The sequence below is a fragment of the Sanguibacter suarezii NBRC 16159 genome, assembly GCF_001552735.1.
GTDB lineage: Bacteria > Actinomycetota > Actinomycetes > Actinomycetales > Cellulomonadaceae > Sanguibacter > Sanguibacter suarezii.
In genome coordinates, this window is sequence record NZ_BCRT01000016.1 from 336,637 (window position 1) to 352,208 (window position 15,572).

At 71.8% G+C, this 15,572-nt stretch carries 16 protein-coding genes; 11 read left to right on the plus strand and 5 right to left on the minus strand.

Annotated features, from left to right (window positions below; translation table 11 throughout):
- Nucleotides 1-7 precede the first annotated feature (7 nt).
- The 3 genes from SS2_RS12145 to SS2_RS12155 are packed head-to-tail and all read left to right on the plus strand — an operon-like array spanning nt 8 to nt 2,815.
- Nucleotides 8-1,111 (plus strand): ABC transporter substrate-binding protein, encoded by a 1,104-nt coding sequence (locus SS2_RS12145; RefSeq protein WP_066464397.1) that lies wholly within the window; start codon nt 8-10, stop codon nt 1,109-1,111.
- Nucleotides 1,112-1,116: 5 nt separating this feature from the next.
- Nucleotides 1,117-1,929, plus strand: coding sequence for an ABC transporter ATP-binding protein (locus SS2_RS12150; protein WP_083942182.1), 813 nt, complete (start codon nt 1,117-1,119; stop codon nt 1,927-1,929).
- The gene (locus SS2_RS12155; protein ID WP_066464400.1) at nt 1,919-2,815 is read left to right on the plus strand and encodes an ABC transporter permease; all 897 of its coding nucleotides are present in this window, start codon (nt 1,919-1,921) and stop codon (nt 2,813-2,815) included. The genes SS2_RS12150 and SS2_RS12155 overlap by 11 nt, the downstream gene beginning before the upstream one ends.
- 11 nt (nt 2,816-2,826) lie before the next feature.
- Here SS2_RS12155 and SS2_RS12160 read toward each other — a convergent pair whose 3' ends face one another.
- Nucleotides 2,827-3,864 (minus strand): LacI family DNA-binding transcriptional regulator, encoded by a 1,038-nt coding sequence (locus SS2_RS12160; protein WP_066464401.1) that lies wholly within the window; start codon nt 3,862-3,864, stop codon nt 2,827-2,829.
- Between the two features lie 175 nt (nt 3,865-4,039).
- Between SS2_RS12160 and SS2_RS12165 the strand changes: the two genes are divergently transcribed.
- The 6 genes from SS2_RS12165 to cobA all read left to right on the plus strand — a co-directional run bounded on the left by SS2_RS12165 (nt 4,040) and on the right by cobA (nt 10,181).
- Nucleotides 4,040-5,290: an amino acid ABC transporter substrate-binding protein gene (locus SS2_RS12165; RefSeq protein WP_083942183.1), complete on the plus strand. Its 1,251-nt coding sequence runs from the start codon at nt 4,040-4,042 to the stop codon at nt 5,288-5,290.
- A 7-nt stretch (nt 5,291-5,297) separates the two neighbouring features.
- Nucleotides 5,298-6,182, plus strand: coding sequence for a branched-chain amino acid ABC transporter permease (locus SS2_RS12170; RefSeq protein WP_066464403.1), 885 nt, complete (start codon nt 5,298-5,300; stop codon nt 6,180-6,182).
- On the plus strand, nt 6,166-7,326 hold the full coding sequence (locus tag SS2_RS12175; protein ID WP_245643550.1) for a branched-chain amino acid ABC transporter permease: 1,161 nt from the start codon (nt 6,166-6,168) through the stop codon (nt 7,324-7,326). The genes SS2_RS12170 and SS2_RS12175 overlap by 17 nt, the downstream gene beginning before the upstream one ends.
- A complete protein-coding gene (locus SS2_RS12180) occupies nt 7,323-8,069 on the plus strand; it encodes an ABC transporter ATP-binding protein (RefSeq protein ID WP_066464406.1) in 747 nt (248 codons plus the stop codon). Before SS2_RS12175 ends, SS2_RS12180 begins: the two co-directional genes overlap by 4 nt.
- Complete coding sequence (locus SS2_RS12185; protein ID WP_245643552.1) at nt 8,059-8,841, plus strand: ABC transporter ATP-binding protein; 783 nt, start codon at nt 8,059-8,061, stop codon at nt 8,839-8,841. The genes SS2_RS12180 and SS2_RS12185 overlap by 11 nt, the downstream gene beginning before the upstream one ends.
- 62 nt (nt 8,842-8,903) lie before the next feature.
- Nucleotides 8,904-10,181 carry a uroporphyrinogen-III C-methyltransferase gene (gene cobA / locus SS2_RS12190; RefSeq protein ID WP_066464408.1) on the plus strand — a complete coding sequence of 426 codons (1,278 nt, stop codon included), beginning with the start codon at nt 8,904-8,906 and terminating at the stop codon, nt 10,179-10,181.
- A gap of 3 nt (nt 10,182-10,184) precedes the next feature.
- Here the strand turns inward: cobA and arfB are convergent, their stop codons facing one another.
- The 4 genes from arfB to SS2_RS12210 all read right to left on the minus strand — a co-directional run bounded on the left by arfB (nt 10,185) and on the right by SS2_RS12210 (nt 13,504).
- Nucleotides 10,185-10,628: an alternative ribosome rescue aminoacyl-tRNA hydrolase ArfB gene (gene arfB, locus SS2_RS12195; RefSeq protein WP_066464412.1), complete on the minus strand. Its 444-nt coding sequence runs from the start codon at nt 10,626-10,628 to the stop codon at nt 10,185-10,187.
- Nucleotides 10,629-10,638: 10 nt separating this feature from the next.
- Nucleotides 10,639-11,403, minus strand: a complete 765-nt coding sequence (locus tag SS2_RS12200) for a sirohydrochlorin chelatase (RefSeq protein ID WP_066464414.1) — start codon at nt 11,401-11,403, stop codon at nt 10,639-10,641.
- A 77-nt stretch (nt 11,404-11,480) separates the two neighbouring features.
- On the minus strand, nt 11,481-12,143 hold the full coding sequence (locus SS2_RS12205; RefSeq protein ID WP_066464416.1) for a LuxR C-terminal-related transcriptional regulator: 663 nt from the start codon (nt 12,141-12,143) through the stop codon (nt 11,481-11,483).
- The gene (locus SS2_RS12210; protein WP_066464514.1) at nt 12,140-13,504 is read right to left on the minus strand and encodes an ATP-binding protein; all 1,365 of its coding nucleotides are present in this window, start codon (nt 13,502-13,504) and stop codon (nt 12,140-12,142) included. The genes SS2_RS12205 and SS2_RS12210 overlap by 4 nt, the downstream gene beginning before the upstream one ends.
- 170 nt (nt 13,505-13,674) lie before the next feature.
- Between SS2_RS12210 and SS2_RS12215 the strand changes: the two genes are divergently transcribed.
- Both SS2_RS12215 and SS2_RS12220 read left to right on the plus strand, forming a co-directional pair.
- Nucleotides 13,675-15,156 (plus strand): PspC domain-containing protein, encoded by a 1,482-nt coding sequence (locus SS2_RS12215; RefSeq protein ID WP_066464422.1) that lies wholly within the window; start codon nt 13,675-13,677, stop codon nt 15,154-15,156.
- Nucleotides 15,153-15,512 (plus strand): hypothetical protein, encoded by a 360-nt coding sequence (locus SS2_RS12220; protein WP_066464423.1) that lies wholly within the window; start codon nt 15,153-15,155, stop codon nt 15,510-15,512. The genes SS2_RS12215 and SS2_RS12220 overlap by 4 nt, the downstream gene beginning before the upstream one ends.
- The last annotated feature ends 60 nt before the right edge of the window (nt 15,513-15,572 follow it).

The following is a 15,572-nucleotide window of genomic DNA, read 5'->3' on the forward strand; positions in this document are numbered from 1 at the left end:
GGACCCGGTGCCGCAGCTCGCCCCGGGCCGCTTGTCCGGGCTCGTGGCGGGCGTCCTCGTCCTCCTGCTCACCGCCTGCGCGACGACGGGGCGCCCGGCCAACGCCCGGGAGTTCACCGACCTCGGGCCGGCGGAGCAGGTGCGGATCGGCTACTTCGCCAACGTCACCCACGCCCCGGCGCTGGTGGCCGACGCCGAGGGGTACTTCCAGGAGGCGCTCGGCCCGGACGTGACGGTCACGGTGACGACCTTCAACGCCGGGCCGGCGGCCATCGAGGCCGTGCGCGGCGGGTCGATCGACGTGGCCTACGTCGGACCCAACCCGGCGATCACCGGGTACGTCACGACCAACGGCAGCCTGCTGCGGATCGTGGCCGGTGCCACCTCGGGGGGCTCCCAGCTCGTCGTCGACCCGGCGCTCACCACCGTCGCCGACCTCGACGGCACGCGGATCGCCACGCCCCAGCGCGGCGGCACCCAGGACGTGGCCGCGCGGACCTACCTCGCCGAGCACTGTCTGAGCACGGACATCACCGGCGGCGGTGATGTGGGGATCGTGCCGACCACCAACGCCCAGACCCTCCAGCTCTTCGCCGACGGGCAGATCGACGGCGCCTGGCTGCCGGAGCCGTGGGCCTCGCGCCTGGTGCTGGAGGCGGGGGCGTCCGTCCTCGTCGACGAGGCCGACCTGTGGCCGGGCGGGCAGTTCGTCACGACGAACATCATCGCCACCCAGGAGTTCCTCGGTGAGCACCCGGGCTCGGTCGAGGCGGTGCTGCAGGCCCACGTCCGCGCGGTGGAGCAGATCACCACCCACCCGGACGAGGCTGCGGCCGTCGTCAACACCGTCCTCGCCGACAAGGCAGGCAAGGCCCTGTCCGGCGAGGTCCTCGCGCGGTCCTTCGAGAACCTGTCCTTCACGACCGACCCCTTCGCCGCGACCCTGGGCACCTTGTTCACGGACGGGCTCGCCGCCGGGACCACCGAGCTGCCGCTCGGCATCTCCCCCGAGGGCGCCCTCGACGGCATCTACGACCTGCGACTGCTCAACTCGGTGCTCACGGCCCGCGGGGACACCCCCGTCTCGGCCGGCGGGCTCGGCAAGGAATGAGAGCCATGACCACCCTCAGAGCCGGCACACCCGCCGCCGACGCCGCGGCGTCGCCCGGGACGCCCGTGGCCGTCGCGCCGCGCCCCGCCGTCCAGGTGACCGACGTGACCAAGCGCTTCAGCCCCGCCGGCGCACCCGTGCTGGACGGCATAAACCTCACCATCGCCCCGGGCGAGTTCGTGTGCCTGCTCGGTGCGTCCGGCTGCGGCAAGTCGACCCTGCTCAACATCATGGCGGGCCTAGAGAAGCCGACCACCGGGCAGGTCTCGGTCGCGGGAGACGGAGCCGCGCTCATGTTCCAGGAGGCGGCGCTGTTCCCGTGGCTGACAGCCGGGCAGAACGTGGACCTCGCGCTCAAGCTGCGCAAGGTGCCCCGCGCGCAGCGCGCCGCCCGCGTGGGCGAGCTCCTCGAGATGGTGCACCTGGGCGGAGCCGCGGACAAGCGGGTGCACGAGCTGTCCGGCGGGATGCGCTCACGCGTCGCCCTGGCCCGGGCTCTCGCCCAGGAGCAGGACGTGCTGCTCATGGACGAGCCCTTCGCCGCCCTGGACGCCATCACCCGCGACCTCCTGCACGACGAGCTGGAACGGGTGTGGAAGGCGACCGGACGGACGGTGGTGTTCATCACCCACAACGTCCGCGAGGCGGTCCGCCTCGGGCAGCGGGTGCTGCTCATGTCCAGCCGGCCCGGCCGGATCGTGCGGGAGTGGGACGTGTCGGTGACCGGCGAACGCCGCATCGAGGCTCCCCAGGTCGCGAGCCTGGCGATCGAGATCACCGACAAGCTGCGCGAGGAGATCCGCCGCCATGCCCACTGACACCGGCAGCCCCTCTGACACCGGCAGCTCGCTCGGCACCCTCGAAGCTGGCCTGGACGCCCTGCAGACCGCGTCCGTGCGACCGGTCAGCCGCACGCGCAAGGCCGTGCGCGCAGTCCTGCCCCTCGTCATCTCCGTCACCGTGCTGCTGGCGGTGTGGGAGATCGCCTTCCGGCTAGGCCCCCAGGACGTCACGAGGTTCCCGCCGCCCGCGCTCGTCGGGCTGACCTTCCTGCACCTGTGGGAGGACGGCACCGCCGGTGAGGCGCTCGTGACGAGCGTGCAGCGCGGCGTCGTCGGCTTCCTGCTCGCGGCGGTCATCGGCACGCCGCTGGGGATCGTCGTGGCACGGGTGCGGTGGATCCGGGCGTCCTTCGGGCCGCTCATCACCGGGCTGCAGGTCCTGCCCTCGGTCGCCTGGGTGCCCGCGGCGATCATCTGGTTCGGGCTGAGCAACGCGACCATCTACACCGTCATCCTGCTCGGCGCGGTGCCCTCGATCATCAACGGGATCGTGGCCGGGGTGGACCAGGTGCCGCCGCTGTACCGGCGGGTGGGCCAGGTGCTCGGGGCCAACCCTGTCGAGATGATCGTCTACGTCATCCTGCCCGCCGCGCTGCCGGGGTACATCGCCGGGCTCAAGCAGGGCTGGGCCTTCTCGTGGCGCTCCCTCATGGCCGCAGAGCTCATTGCCGTCGGCGGGGACATCGGCTTCGGTCTGGGTCAGATGCTCCAGCAGGGCCGGGACCTCGGTGACATGTCACGGATCTTCGTCGGGATCATCCTCATCCTCGTCGTCGGGATCGCCGTCGAGCTGCTGTTCTTCGCCCCGGTCGAGCGCGCCGTCATGCGCCGCCGCGGCCTCGCGGTCGAGTCTGGGTCGTGACGGGGGCGCTCTCAGGCCGGCGGCGGCGCCGTCGAGGCCCGCACCACGAGCTCGTGCTCGACCTCCTCGACGCGCCTCGCTCCCGGGCCTGACTGCAGCGCGAGCAGCGCTGCCTGGCGCCCCATGCTCGCCATCGGCAGCCGGACCGTGGTCAGTGCGGGCGCGAGGTCCTGGGCGACCTGGATGTCGTCGATCCCCGTGACCGAGACCGCCTGCGGGACCCGGATGCCCCGCTCGCGCAGCACCGACAGGGCGCCGATCGCCATGGTGTCGTTGAGGGCGATGACGGCCGTCAGGTCGCTGCGCTCGGCCAGCAGCCGGATCGTCGCTGCGCGGCCGCCGTCGCGCGTGAACGCGGCGTGCGCCCAGGCGATGTCGGTGATCCCTCCAGCCGCGGCGGCGTCCTCGATCCCCCGCCCCCGGTCCACCACGGTGGTGAGCGTCTCTGGGCCGGAGATGACGCCGATGCGGCGGTGCCCCAGGGCGATGAGGTGCTCGGCCACCACCCGGGCAGCACCGACGTTGTCTGGCACCACGGCGTGGCAGTCGAGGTTGCGGTGCCCGATCGCCACCAGCCGGCCGCCCGAGGCCGCATAGGCCTCCAGCTCGGTGTTGACGGTCGCGTTCTTCCCCGCGTCCCGATACCCCGACCCCGCGATGACGATGGCTCCCACCCGCTGGCCTCGCAGCAGGCGCACCCCTGCCAGGTCGCTCGTGTGGGTGCGGTCCTGGTGGCTGACCTGCACGCTCCAGCCGTGCCCGCCGGCCACCTCGACCACGCCGCCGGCGATCTCGGCGAAGTAGGGATCGTCGATCTCATAGACCATCAGGCCGATCACCGAGGTGAGCCCTCCGGCCAGCGAGCGGGCGTGCGGGTTGACGGTGTAGGCGAGGGCGTCCGCGGCCTCCAGGACGCGCCTGCGCAGGTCCGCGGACACCGCGCGCGAGCCGGACAGCGTGCGTGAGGCCGTCGCGATGGAGACCCCTGCTCGGGTGGCCACGTCGGCCAGACGTGGCGTGCCATCGGTGTCCCGCGCTCGGACTGTCATCGGCTGACCTCTTCACCGTGGAGGAACTTCATGTCGACACCCTGGGTCTTGCGCAGATCGCATCGGGCGCATACTGTGCGGTAACCGCTTACCGAATGCGCTTTCCACAATAGCCCCATACAGCGCGGCGGCCCCCATTGGATGACCTTCTTACAACGAAGTAGGAGATACACCCGTGGCACAGACGACCCGCCGCACCCGCGGCACCACCCACCGAGGCCAAGCCCTCGTCGCGGCAGCCAGCGCTGCCGCGCTCCTCATCCTGACTGCCTGCAGCGACGCAGACAGCTCCGGCGACGGGGGCGACGACGACCCCATCGTCATCGGCATCTCCCTGCCGCTCACAGGCGACTTCTCCGAGCCCGGCAAGGGCGTCCAGCGCGGCTACGAGGCCTGGGCACAGATGGTCAACGAGGACGGCGGCCTCCTCGGCCGTCAGGTCGAGCTCAAGATCCTGGACGACCAGTCCAACGCCGACCGCGTCGTGGCCGACTACGAGGCGCTCATCGCCAAGGACGAGGTCGACCTCGTCTTCGGCCCGTTCTCCACCCGCCTGGTGGTGCCCTCAGCACGCATCGCCCAGGAGTACGGGATGCTCTTCGTGGAGCCGGCCGGAGCCGCCGCGGAGGTGTTCGAGCAAGGCTTCGACAACCTCTTCTACGCTGCTCCCGCCATCGCCGACGACCACTACAACTACCTCGCCGAGCACATCCTGGCGATGCCCGAGGCCGAGCGTCCCACCACGGTCGCCGTCGCCTCGATGGACGACCCCTTCGCCCAGGGCACCGCCTACGGCCTGCGGGACAAGCTGGCCGAGGGCGGCCTGGAGGTGCTCGTCGACGAGGTCTACCCGCCCAACACCACCGACTTCTCCCCCATCGCGGCAAAGATCGCCGACTCTGGCGCCGACGTGGTCATCGGCGGCACGCAGTACCAGGACGCCGTCAACCTCATCGTGGCGCTGCAGCAGCTCAACTACCAGCCGCAGCTCGCCGCCTTCTCCACCGCCCCCACGAACCCGGAGTTCTCCGAGGCCATCGGCTCCAAGACCGAGGGGATCCTGTCGCCCACGGGCTACACCCCAGAAGCCGCGTGGCCCTCCAACGTCGACTTCGTCGAGCGGTACACCGAGATCCACGGCAACCCCCCGGGCGAGGACGAGGCCAACGCCTTCACCACCGGCCAGGTCGTCGCTGCAGCCGTCGAGGCTGTCGGTTGCGCCGAGCAGGGCGACTGCCAGCAGCAGCTCATCGACTGGCTGCGGGACAACGAGGTGGAGACCGTCGTCGGGCCGCTGTCCTGGGACGCGACCGGCAAGCCGCAGGGCGCGCACCTGATGCAGCAGTACGTGGACGGCAAGATCGCGATCGTCCTGCCGGAGGCCGCCGCCGAGGCAGCCCCCGTCTTCCCCAAGCCTGAGTGGTGACGCAGGCGTGACAGGATCCCTGCTCATCCAGAGCCTCATCCTCGGCGTGCTGCTGGGAGGGCTCTACGCCCTCCTGGCAGCGGGCCTGACGCTGTACTTCGGCGTCATGCGCGTCGTCATGATCGCCCACTCGGCGTTCCTCATCCTGGCGGCCTACCTCGCGTGGTTCGCCAGCTCCACGCTCGGCATCGATCCCCTGCTGACCCTCGTGGTCACCGTCCCGCTGTTCTTCGGGATCGGCGTCCTCATGCAGCGGCTGCTCATCCGGCGGCTGCGCCCGGCGACGCTGACCATGATGTCGGTGCTGCTCACGTTCGCCATCGCGCTGTTCATCGAGGGCCTCATCGGGTTCGTCTGGGGAGGCACGCAGCGACGCATCCAGCTGCCGTACTCCTCGGCGAGCATCGAGATCTTCGGTGCGCGGATCGCGGTGGTCAAGCTCATCGCCTTCGGCCTCGCAGCACTCTCGCTGCTGGTGCTCTACCTGCTCATGAAGCACACCCGCTTCGGTCAGGCGCTGCGCGCCACGATCCAGCACCCCGAAGCAGCTCAGCTGGTCGGTATCCGTACCGACCGCGTCGCCGGACTCGGCTTCGGCCTCGGTCTGGCCACGGCTGCGCTGGGCGGGACGGCCCTGTCGCTGGACGCCACGATCTATCCGTCGCTGCACTGGCACTGGATCGGTCCGCTCATGGCGATCATCGTCGTCGGGGGTCTCGGCTCGATCCCCGGCGCTGCCATCGCCGCTCTCGTCCTGGGGGTGGGTCAGAGCCTGCTGCAGGTCCCGCTCGGGACGACCTGGGCCCAGACCATCTTCTATGTCGCCCTGTTCGTGACGCTCATGGTGCGTCCGCAGGGGTTCTTCGGAGGTCGCCTTGCCCAACGCTTCTAGCACCCTCGCCACACGCTCGCGCGGCCCTGCCCAGACGCCGGCCGACGGCGCCCGCCGCAGCCGGCGCAACCGCCAGATCGCCTCGGCGCTGGCCCTCGTCGTCGGGGTCGCGGTCGTCGCGGTGTTCCCGTTCGCGGCACCGGACGCCTACGTGCTCTCCGCCGGAGTCGTCATCCTGTCCTACGCCTGCACGGCCACCTCGTGGAACTTCATGGGTGGCTTCACCGGCTACATCTCCCTCGGCCACGCCGCGTACTTCGGTCTCGGTGCCTACGGCACCGGCATCATCGTGCGTGACCTGGGGCTGCCGTCCTTCCTGGCGTGGGCCCTGGCGGGCCTGGCCGTGGCGATCATCACCATCCCGGTGGGCATCGCCGCCCTCCGGGTGCGCGGGGCCTCCTTCGTCATCGTCTCGATCGCCTTCGTGCTCATCCTGCTGCTGGTGTTCCAGGCCTGGGGCTCCTTCACCGGCGGGTCCAGCGGACTCGTGGTCCCCCGCCCCTTCCCGGACCTCATGCGACCCGAGCACCACCGCGTGTTCTTCTACCTCTTCGCGGCGCTGCTGGCCGTCATGCTCACGCTGTGGTGGGCGATCAGCCGCTCCCGGTTCGGCATCGGCCTCAAGGCGATCCGTGAGGACGAGGACAAGGCCGAGGCGCTGGGCATCCCCACCCGCAACTACAAGCTCGTCGCCTACGTCGTCTCCGCCACCCTCACCGGGCTGGCCGGCGGCATGTACGCCCTGTGGTTCGGCGACCTCGACCCGATCTTCCAGTTCTCGATCCTGCTGGGCTCCTACATGGTGCTGATGGCGCTCCTGGGCGGCATCCGCAACCTCTTCGGTCCGCTGGTCGGCGCCGTCATCGTCGGCGTCGCGCTGGAGATCTTCAAGCTCGAGTTCGGTGACACCCAGTTCCACCTGGTCGCCACAGGTCTCCTGCTCGCCCTCGTCGTGCTCTTCATGCCCGACGGCATCATCCCGGCCGTCCAGGCAGGTCTGCGGCGCTTCGGTCCGCAGTCCTCCTCGATCCGGGAGATGACGGCGGCCGAGCTCGCCGAGCGCAACGCAGCCGCCGGCGTCAGCGGGGACTCGGTGTTCTCCGGCGGCCCCACCCCGACCCCCACCCCCGAGGAGAAGCGATGACCGAGTCGACAGGGACGAACCTCGGCACCCGGGGCCTGACCAAGACCTTCGGCGGCGTCCACGCCGTCGACGGCGCCGACGTGACCTTCCACGACGGGAAGATCAACGCTCTGATCGGGCCGAACGGCTCCGGGAAGACGACCTTCTTCAACTGCGTCACCGGGATGATCAAGCCCGACGCCGGCACCGTGACCTTCCGCGGGCGGGACATCACCGGACGTTCCCCGCACGTGATCGCCCACGCGGGGATCGGGCGCAGCTTCCAGCTGTGCCGCATCTTCCCCCGCATGACGGTGCTCGACAACGTGCTCGTCGCCGTCCGCCGCACGCGGATCCGTGAGCTGCTGGCCCCCGCCCGGACCGAGGAGGAGGTGGCCAAGGCGCGCCAGCTCCTGGTGCGGGTGGGGATCGACCACCTGGAGGACACCGAGGCGCGCGACCTGTCCTACGGGCAGCAGAAGCTGCTCGAGCTCGCCGGCGTGCTCATGGGTGACCCGGACACGATCATGCTCGACGAGCCGGCCGGAGGCGTGAACCCCTCGCTCATCGGCCGGATCGGCTCGTTGGTCAAGGAGCTCAACGCCGAGGGCACCACCTTCCTCATCGTCGAGCACAACATGGACCTCGTCATGAGCCTGTCGCACCACGTGATCGTCTTCGACCGCGGCCGGCCCATCGCCGAGGGCACGCCCGACATCGTCCAGTCCGACCCTCGCGTCCTGGAGGCCTACCTTGGCGTCTGACCTCACACCCCCGACCCCTTCGACCGCGAGCACCGACCTGCTCGTCCTGGAGGACATCCAGGCCGGCTACGGCCGAGCCGCGATGGTGCTGCGCGGGCTGACCATCCGGGTGCCGGCCTCCACGGTCGTGTGCCTGGTGGGGCCCAACGGCGCCGGCAAGTCCACGGTCCTCAAGGTCGCCAGCGGCCTCCTCAAGCCGGCCTCCGGGAAGATCGTGGTGGACGGCACGGACGTGACCGGGCAGGGGCCGCAGCAGATGCTCACCTCTGGCCTGGCCCACGTGCTCCAGGGGCACAGCGTGTTCCGGGAGATGTCCGTCGCCGAGAACGTGATGCTCGGGGCGTACACGCTGCGGGACAGCGCGCTGATCAAGGAGCGGGTCGAGTTCGTCCAGAACCTCTTCCCGATCGTCGGCGAACGATGGAAGCAGCTGGCCGGTCTGCTCTCCGGCGGCCAGCAGAAGCAGGTCGAGTTCGCCCGGTCCCTCATGGTCAGCCCCAAGGTCGTGCTGCTCGACGAGCCGTCCATGGGCCTGGACCCCAAGACCACCACGAAGGTGTTCGAGCAGATCGTGCGCATGCGCGACGCCGGTGTCGCGGTGCTGCTCGTGGAGCAGAACGCCCGCCGGGCGCTCGAGACGGCGGACATCGGCTGCGTGCTCGACCTCGGCCGGGTGCACATCACCGGGCCGGCGCGAGAGCTCCTCGCCGACCCGCAGCTCTCTGACCTGTACCTGGGCGGACGCCCGGGCGAGGCCCGCACCGGGGTGTAGTCGCAGCACGACGACGGGGACCACGCCACCGGCGTGGTCCCCGTCGTCGTAGAGTCTGGGGCGTGACCTTCTCGCCCTCCCCCAGCCCCTCGCTCGAGATCCTCCCGCTCGGTCTGCGCGTCACCGGCCGGCGCGTCGTCCTCGTGGGCGGCGGCCCCGTCTCCGCACGCCGCGCACAGACCCTGGCCGACGCCGGTGCGCACCTGGTGCTCGTCGCCCCGGCCGTGTGCTCGGCCCTGGCAGCGCTCGTCGACTCCGGCGCAGTGACCTGGGAGCTCCGGCGCCCGTACGAGAGCGGCGACCTCGCCGGCGCCTGGCTCGTGCACACCGCCACCGGCTCCCTCGAGGTCGACGCGCAGGTCAGCGCGGACGCCGAGGCCCAGCAGACCTTCTGCGTCGCCGCCGGCGACGGTGCGGGTGCGTCCGCCTGGATGCCTGCGGTCGCCCGCGTCGATGACTCCGTCGTGTCGGTGACCTCGGCGTCGGTCGTCGACCGTGACCCCCGCCGGTCCATCCGGGTCCGCGACGCGATCGAGGCGAGCCTGCGCACCGGGACGCTCCCGGTGCGCGCGACGCCGCCGCGCGGCGACGCTCCCGACACGGCTGGGCGCACAGACGCCCGCGTCGGCTCGGTCGCCCTCGTCGGCGGCGGACCCGGCGCGCTCGACCTGCTCACCGTCCGCGGTCGCAACCTCATCACCGCGGCCGATGTCGTCGTCATCGACCGGTTGGCACCGCGGGCGATCCTCGACGAGCTGCCCGCCGACGTCGAGATCATCGACGTGGGCAAGACCTCCGGGCACCACCCCATCCCCCAGGACGAGATCAACGCGATCCTGGTCGAGCGCGCCCTGGCCGGCAACGCCGTCGTGCGGCTCAAGGGCGGTGACCCGTACGTCTTCGGTCGCGGCGGGGAGGAGCTCGACGTCTGCGTCGCCGCGGGCATCCCGGTGGAGGTGGTCCCCGGGGTGACCAGCGCCATCTCGGTGCCCGCCGCGGCGGGGATCCCGGTGACGCACCGGGGGCTGTCCCGCGGCTTCACGGTCCTCACCGGCCACGAGGACGTCGGCCGGGTTCCGGCCGCCGACGACCACACCCTCATCCTGCTCATGGGCGTGGCGCACCTGCCGCAGACCACGGCCGGGCTGCTCGCCAACGGCCGGGACCCGCAGACTCCCGCCGCGATCATCGAGGACGGCTACGGCCCGCGTCAGCGCACCACCGTCGGAACCCTCGCGACCATCGCCGCGCGTGCGGTCGAGGCTGGCGTGCGTCCACCGGCTATCACGGTGGTCGGTGACGTGGTCCGACGCGCTCCGGAGTGGGTGGAGGGACCCTGACTCCTAGGAGTCGGTCCCGCCGTGGCGTCCCCGTCCGGACTTGATCGCCGCCCGGGACTTCTTCGCCACGAGGCGACGCTCGACCGAGCCACGGGTCGGCTTCGTCGGGCGGCGCGCCCGAGGTGGTGGGGCCAGCGCCTCACGCAGGATCTGAGCGAGCCGCTCACGGGCCGCCTGACGGTTGCGCAGCTGCGCCCGGTACTCCGACGCGGCGATGACTACCCGGCCGTTGACCAGCGACGGGGCCAGCCGACTGAGCAACCGCTCACGCGCCGCCTCCGGCAGGCCGGCGACCCCTGGGGATGTCGCCGGGTCCCAGGTGAGCTCGACGCGGCTGTCCGCGGTGTTCACTCCCTGACCGCCGGGCCCCGAGGACCGCGAGAAGCGCCACCCGAGCTCGCTCGGGGCGAGGCTCAGGGAGGTGGTGACGTGCAGCGGGGTGTCCATAGGTCGAGCCTCAGCTGTCCACCGGCGTGGGCAGCAGAGCGAGCGCCTCGGTGAAGCGGTCCACGATGATCTGCGCCACGAGCGGGTGCGCGCCGATCGGCTCGGCCATGAGGTCGGCCCCCGCCTCGGCCAGACGCTTGGTGAAGAAGCCCGGCGCCAGCAGGTAGGTGGCCAAGGCCACCCGGCCGTGCTCAGGACCACCGAGCTCGGACCGCGCCAGGTCGGTGGCCACGGCGACCCGAGGCGCAGCCGAGGCCGCGTACCCCACGCTCACCGGCCCCTCCCAGGACGCCGCCACCTCGGCAGCCACCTGCTCGACGTCCACCGCCGCGGCCGCATCGCTCGACCCGGCCGCCGCCACGACGACCGCGTCGCCCGGCAGCGCGCCCGCCGCGTCGAGGCGGTCCACGAGGATGCTCGCCAGGCGCGGGTCCGGCCCGAGCGGGGCCGCCGCGACCGTCGGGGAACCTGTCGAGGCGCGGAAGGCGACAGCCGAGGCGATGTCCACGTTCACATGGAACCCGCCCGACAGCAGCAGCGGGACCACCACCACCGCGCGTCCCGCGGCGACGCAGTTCACCACCTCGTCGACCTGCGGGTACTGCACGTCCACGTAGGTCTCCAGGACCTCGACGTCCGGCAGCAGCTCTCGGACCTGGCCCACCAGGTGGCTGATGACCGCCTGTCCCTGGGGGTTGTCGGTTCCGTGGGAACACGCGATCAGCACGGGGCGATCGGTTCCTTCAAGGTCGTCGGTGGCTGCAGCGTGACTCATGCCCCCATCGTGCCTGACCAGCCCCTGCCTATGCACACTCGCCGGGTGATCTTCCGGGTTATTTCCCCGCAGTCAGGTCACAGCAGACGGCGTGCGGCGGCCCATCGGGTGAGCTCGTGCCGGGAGGAGAGCTGCAGCTTGCGCAGCACCGCCGAGACGTGCGTCTCGACGGTCTTGATCGAGATGAACAGCTCCCCGGCGACCTCCCGGTAGGAGTACCCGCGAGCGATGAGACGCATGACCTCCTGCTCCCGGGCGGAGAGCCGGTCCAGCTCGTCGTCGGCGACCGCGACGTCGGCAGCCTGCGTGCCGAAGGAGTCGAGCACGAAGCCGGCCAGGCGCGGCGAGAAGACCGCGTCCCCGCCGGCCACCTGCTCGATCGCGGCGCTGAGCTCGGGGCCGGAGATGGCCTTGGTGACGTACCCGCGCGCCCCGGCCCGGATGACCGCGACGACGTCCTCGGCGGCGTCGGACACGGACAGGGCGAGGAAGCGGGTCGCCGACTGCTGGTCGGCGCACCGGGTGAGCACCTCAGCGCCGCCGCCGCCCGCCCCGCCGGGCAGGTGCACGTCCAGCAGGACGACCGCGGGCGCGGTCGCCGCGATGACAGCCACGGCGGAGTCGACGTCGTCGGCCTCACCGACCACCTCGACGGTGGCGGCGAGGCTGGCTCGCACCCCGGCCCGGAACATGTCGTGGTCGTCGACGAGGACGACGCGGATCGGGTCGGCGGCAGTCATGAGAGATCTCCTAGGTGGTCAGTGGGGCTGGTCTGGTGGGGGTGTGCGCTGTGGGCGAGCGGCAGGCGCAGACGTACCTCGGTCCCGCCTCCGGGACCGGTGCGCACGCTGGCGTCCCCGCCGCGGCGCTGCACCCGCCCCAGGATCGACTCGCGGACCCCGAACCGGTCGCGCGGGACGGCGTCCAGGTCGAATCCGTCGCCCCGGTCGCGGATGAACACCTCCGCCGCGTCCGCGCTGACCTCCAGATACAAGGACACCGGCGGCTTCCCGTGCACGACGGCGTTCACCAGGGCTTCGCGGGTGGCCTGCAGCAGGGCGCTGGTCGCCTCGTTGGGTTGTGCGTCTCCGACGATGACGGTGTCCACGGAGATCGCCTCCCCGCCGCCGGACCGTTCGGTCAGGGTGTTCTCCACCTCAGCGACCAGGGCGGTCAGGTCAGCCGCCAGCGAGGTCCCGGCCGGCGAGCGGTCGGTGTAGAGCCACTCCCGCAGCTCGCGCTCCTGGTTGCGGGCGAGGCGGGTCACCTCCCCCGGGCGTTCCGCGCTGCGCTGGATGAGAGCGAGCGTCTGGAGGACGGAGTCGTGCAGGTGGGCGGCGATGTCAGCGCGCTCGTTGGCCCGTTCGCGGGCAGCGCGCTCCTCACCGAGCTCGCGGCCCAGCCGCAGCCACCACGGGGCGAGGACGATCGCCGCACCGGCGAGCACCGCGAGCGCGGCCACAGCAGCCGGGAGCATCGCCGTCGACGGCATGTCCTGGCTGACCAGCAGCAGCACTCCGACCAGGGCGAGGACCAGGCCGCCGGCCAGGCGCAAGATGCCGTTCGAGGTGCGCCCGCCGGCGCGGTTGAGCCACTGACCGCGCTGGGTCTCGTCGAGCTGGCTCCATGCCAGGCCCAAGCCGGCGAGCGCGAGGATCACCGGGAGCACCCAGGACCACTCGATCCGCACGCCGAGGCGGCTGGCGATGAGCGCGCTGGCCCCCACCAGGGCGAGGAGACCGATGAGCACGTCGCGGACCGGGAACCGGGCCAACCGGTCCTGGAGGCGCTGGGGCGGGAGGTCGGTGCGGGGCGCGAGACGGGCGAGCGCGGGGTCCCGCTCGGCGGCGGCCACCTGCGCGGGGTCTCCCGAGGGGACGAGCGTCCACAGGAAGAGGTAGGCCAGGATCCCGGCACCACCCACGAAGGCCAGCAGGACGGTGAACAACCGCACCGTGCGCACCGGCAGGTCCAGGTGCGCGGCCACTCCCAGGCACACCCCGCCCACGATGCGGCCGCGGTGCGGGCGGCGCAGCGGCAGCCGGGTCGGTGCCGGCGTGCCACCGGACGACGGCGCAGGCACCGGTGGGGTCGAGGTCATGATGGGGGTCACTCCCTGATCGTCACACGCGCACGGGCGTGCGCGGAGATCTGACCAGCCTATTGGGTCCGAACCAGGGAAGGATCAGGGCTCGGTGACCGGGCAGATCAGGGTCAGGTCAGGGTGTCACCCGATAGTCAGGGGACGCTTGGGAGGACCAGGATCGACGTATGAACAGCGACGACTCCCCACTTCCGCCCACCGGAGCGGGCGCACCGCCCCCGGCTCCCGGCGAGACGTCTGGCGCCACCTCCGGCGGTCCAGCCGCTCCCGGCACTCCTCCCGGCTCGGTTCCCGGCTCGTCGGCCCCGTGGCCCGAGCCCACACCGTCGACCGCCGAACGGATCGACGCGTTCTTCGACTCGATCCGCCGGACCGGCATCGTGCGGTCCAACGACCGGTGGATCGGTGGCGTGGCCTCCGGCCTGGCGCTGCGCGTCGGTGTCGACGCGCTGCTGGTCCGTGCGGCCTTCGGCGTGCTCATGGTCCTGTCCGGGGTGGGCTTCGTCCTGTACGCGCTGGGCTGGGCGTTGCTGCCCGAGCAGAGCGACGGGCGCATCCACCTGCAGGAGGCCATCCGCGGCAGGTTCGACTCCGCGCTGGCCGGGGCGGGTGTCCTCCTGGTCGTCGGACTCACCTGGCGCACCGGCCAGATCGGCTGGTGGGGCGGGTGGGGCTTCGCCTGGTTCGACGGACTGTTCTGGACCGCGCTGACGATCTTTGTCATCTACTTCTTCGTCACCGTCCGCAAGCAGCGGACCGGCGCCCTGCCGTCGCAGCCGCCTGCCGCACAGCCCCCGGCTCCAGCCCCAGCGGCCTTCTCGACGCCGGCTCCCGTCGCCCCCTCGGCCCCGAGCAGCGCGGGGCCCGTCATGACCAAGACCGCCGCCCCGCAGGCCCCCTTCGGCCCGCAGGCCCCCTTCGGCGCTCCCGGTGGCCCCGCTCCGCAGCCGGCACCGGGACGCCCCGACACGCCGGAGGAGTCCCGGCCCCCGGTCAAGGGACCCGGAGCGACCTCCCTGGGCATCGTCGTCGGGCTCGCGCTGCTGACCTTCGCAGGGCTGCTGATGGCTGACCGGGCCGGCATCTACGACGGCTCTGACGGACAGACCTTCACCATCACGCTGGGGGTCGCGGCCATCCTCGCCGGGGCCGGGATCGTCGTCGCCGGTTTCCGCGGGCGCTCCTCCGGGGTGCTGGGCTTCATCGCTCTGGTGGCGGTCTTCCTCGGACCGGTCACCCTGGCCGCGGCGGACAACCCGCTCGCCAACGGTCCGCTCGTGGGTGACGAGACCTTCCGTCCCTCGACCACGCGGGAGGCCGGCGACGGCTACTCGATGGGTGCCGGGGACCTGACGATCGACCTCACCGACCTTCCGCTGACCACCGACGACACCCTCACCGTCCCGGTGAACATGGGCGTCGGCAACCTCGTGGTGATCCTGCCCGAGGACACCGCGGCCTCGGCCACGGTCCGCCTGGGCGCGGGCACCGCCACCTGGCGGGTGGGCGAGGACGTGTTCAGCCGCGGGGGCGTGGGCATCCGCACCGCAACATTCGAGACCGACCACGTCGGCGACGGCGACCTCGCGCAGATCCACCTCGACATCACGTCGGGCGCGGGCGAGATTCTCATCAAGGAGGAGTCATGACCGACTCGACGCAGCACCCCGGCAGCACTCCCCCCGAGCCGGACGCCGCCGACACCCGCCCGCTCGACGTCCGGTTCCCGCAGGACGGCACAGCCCCGCTCCCCCGGGTCGAGACGACTCCCCTCGCCGACGACACCGTGGGCCCCGCCACGCAGGCTCCTGCGGCCACGCGACGACCGCCGGCTCGCATGAGCACCGTCGTGTGGGGCCTGATCATCCTCGTGGTGGGCGTGGGAGTAGTGGCCCGGGCACTGGGTGCGGACTTCGACAACCAGCTCGCACTCATCGTGCTGCTGGCCGCCGCCGGTGTCGCGCTGGTGGCGACGTCGATCGTGTCAGCCGTGCGTCGGCGATAGGCGGCAGCGCGTCCCCGAGCAGTCAGACGACAGCAGGCCGGGCAGGACCATGAGGTCCTG

Excerpts from the sequence above, each read along its gene's own strand:
- SS2_RS12150 (WP_083942182.1), top strand. The coding sequence starts at position 1,117 with ATGACCACCCTCAGAGCCGGCACACCCGCCGCCGACGCCGCGGCGTCG.
- SS2_RS12155 (WP_066464400.1), top strand. The coding sequence starts at position 1,919 with ATGCCCACTGACACCGGCAGCCCCTCTGACACCGGCAGCTCGCTCGGC.
- SS2_RS12160 (WP_066464401.1), bottom strand. The coding sequence starts at position 3,864 with ATGACAGTCCGAGCGCGGGACACCGATGGCACGCCACGTCTGGCCGAC.
- SS2_RS12180 (WP_066464406.1), top strand. The coding sequence starts at position 7,323 with ATGACCGAGTCGACAGGGACGAACCTCGGCACCCGGGGCCTGACCAAG.
- arfB (WP_066464412.1), bottom strand. The coding sequence starts at position 10,628 with ATGGACACCCCGCTGCACGTCACCACCTCCCTGAGCCTCGCCCCGAGC.
- SS2_RS12200 (WP_066464414.1), bottom strand. The coding sequence starts at position 11,403 with ATGAGTCACGCTGCAGCCACCGACGACCTTGAAGGAACCGATCGCCCC.
- SS2_RS12205 (WP_066464416.1), bottom strand. The coding sequence starts at position 12,143 with ATGACTGCCGCCGACCCGATCCGCGTCGTCCTCGTCGACGACCACGAC.
- SS2_RS12210 (WP_066464514.1), bottom strand. The coding sequence starts at position 13,504 with ATGACCTCGACCCCACCGGTGCCTGCGCCGTCGTCCGGTGGCACGCCG.
- SS2_RS12215 (WP_066464422.1), top strand. The coding sequence starts at position 13,675 with ATGAACAGCGACGACTCCCCACTTCCGCCCACCGGAGCGGGCGCACCG.
- SS2_RS12220 (WP_066464423.1), top strand. The coding sequence starts at position 15,153 with ATGACCGACTCGACGCAGCACCCCGGCAGCACTCCCCCCGAGCCGGAC.